This is a genomic window from Enterobacteriaceae endosymbiont of Plateumaris braccata (assembly GCF_012563325.1).
Classification (GTDB): Bacteria; Pseudomonadota; Gammaproteobacteria; order Enterobacterales; family Enterobacteriaceae.
Map to the genome: position 1 here is coordinate 388,558 of NZ_CP046232.1, position 1,474 is coordinate 390,031.

A 1,474-nucleotide genomic window follows, 5' to 3' on the forward strand; every position below is an offset into this window, starting at 1 on the left:
ATGTACTTATAGTAAAGGAGGTGATCCAACCACAGGTTCCCCTACGGTTACCTTGTTACGACTTCACCCCAGTTATGAATCACAAAGTGGTAAGCGCCCTCCTTAAAGGTTAAGCAACTTACTTCTTTTACAACTCACTTCCATGGTGTGACGGGCGGTGTGTACAAGGCCCGGGAACGTATTCACCGTAGCGTTCTGATCTACGATTACTAGCGATTCCGACTTCATGGAGTCGAGTTGCAGACTCCAATCCGAACTACGATATATTTTGTGAGATCCGCTTACTCTCGCGAGGATGCTTCCCTTTGTATATACCATTGTAGCACGTGTGTAGCCCTGGTCGTAAGGGCCATGATGACTTGACGTCGTCCTCACCTTCCTCCGGTTTATCACCGGCAGTTTCCTTTGAGTTCCCGGCCGAACCGATGGCAACAAAGGACAAGGGTTGCGCTCGTTGCGGGACTTAACCCAACATTTCACAACACGAGCTGACGACAGCCATGCAGCACCTGTCTCATGGTTCCCGAAGGCACTAAAGTATCTCTACTAAATTCCATGGATGTCAAGACCAGGTAAGGTTTTTCGCGTTGCATCGAATTAAACCACATGCTCCACCGCTTGTGCGGGCCCCCGTCAATTCATTTGAGTTTTAACCTTGCGGTCGTACTCCCCAGGCGGTCGACTTAACGCGTTAGCTACGAAAGTTATAAGTCAAGCTTACAGCCTCCAAGTCGACATCGTTTACAGCATGGACTACCAGGGTATCTAATCCTGTTTGCTCCCCACGCTTTCGCACCTGAGCGTCAGTATTCGTCCAGGGGGTCGCCTTCGCCACTGGTATTCCTCCAGATATCTACGCATTTCACCGCTACACCTGGAATTCTACCCCCCTCTACGAAACTCAAGTATACTAGTTTCAAATGCAATTCCTAAGTTAAGCTCAGGGATTTCACATCTGACTTAATATACCGCCTACGTGCTCTTTACGCCCAGTAATTCCGATTAACGCTAGCACCCTCCGTATTACCGCGGCTGCTGGCACGGAGTTAGCCGGTGCTTCTTTTACAAGTAACGTCAGTAATAAAATTTATTAAATTTTATTATTTCTTTCTTGTTGAAAGTACTTTACAACCCTAAGGCCTTCTTCATACACGCGGCATAGCTGCATCAGGCTTTCGCCCATTGTGCAATATTCCCCACTGCTGCCTCCCGTAGGAGTCTGGACCGTATCTCAGTTCCAGTGTGGCTGATCATCCTCTCAGACCAGCTAGAGATCGTAGCCTAGGTAGGCTTTTACCCTACCTACTAGCTAATCTCGTCTGGGTTCATTTATAGGTATGAGGTTCTATAAAAAAAATATAAAATCCCCCACTTTGATCTTGCGATATTATGCGGTATTAGCTATCGTTTCCAATAGTTATCCCCCTCCAATAAGTAGATCCCCAGATATTACTCACCCGTCCGCCGCTTGCCG

Annotated in this window: 1 rRNA gene (cut by a window edge); it reads right to left on the reverse strand. The window is 47.6% G+C overall.

Annotation, left to right across the window (positions count from 1 at the left end):
* Positions 1–13 precede the first annotated feature (13 nt).
* A 16S ribosomal RNA gene (locus GJT80_RS01900) occupies positions 14–1,474 on the reverse strand (it continues 107 nt past the right edge of the window).